Origin of the sequence: Micromonospora sp. AMSO1212t (genome assembly GCF_008868145.1) — a bacterium.
Taxonomy (GTDB): Bacteria; Actinomycetota; Actinomycetes; order Mycobacteriales; family Micromonosporaceae; genus Micromonospora; species Micromonospora tulbaghiae.
This window is the reverse complement of sequence record NZ_WBKS01000343.1, coordinates 1-423: the sequence shown is the minus strand read 5'-3', so window position 1 is coordinate 423 and position 423 is coordinate 1. Positions and strand designations below refer to the sequence as shown.

Sequence of the window (423 nt, the reverse complement as noted above, 5' to 3'; positions counted from 1 at the left end):
GGTGTCACATCAGTTCTTACAGGTGGCAATTTACCAAAAGCCATTCAAGCCAGCAGTACACTGCCCGGAGCGCTCCGACCTGTTCTTATCGATGGCAACCTTTTCGTCGATGGGGGCTTGCGCGCCAATTTGCCCACGAAGGCAGCACGCAGACTCGGAGCCGATATAGTGGTGGCAGTTGTTTGCGACAAACCAATCAAGCCTGAATCAAACAAAAACTTCAATTCAATAAAGGGCGTTGTTGCCAGGACAACAGACATCATGTTAGCCGACGCCGACTTCAAGGAAGCAAGAAAATCAGATGTCGTAATTTATCCAAACACAGATAAAATCCCAATGATGACAAAGTCGCGAGCAAAAATACTCGACGGCATCGCCGCAGGAGAGTCTGCAGCAGATGAGGCTCTGGCGAAAGCCGGCGAC

General features: G+C 50.1%; 1 protein-coding gene. It reads left to right on the top strand.

The genetic code is table 11. From position 1 onward, the window contains the following. Positions 1-423 (top strand): patatin-like phospholipase family protein (locus F8279_RS30115; protein WP_192580813.1); only part of this gene is annotated, 423 nt, incomplete at both ends.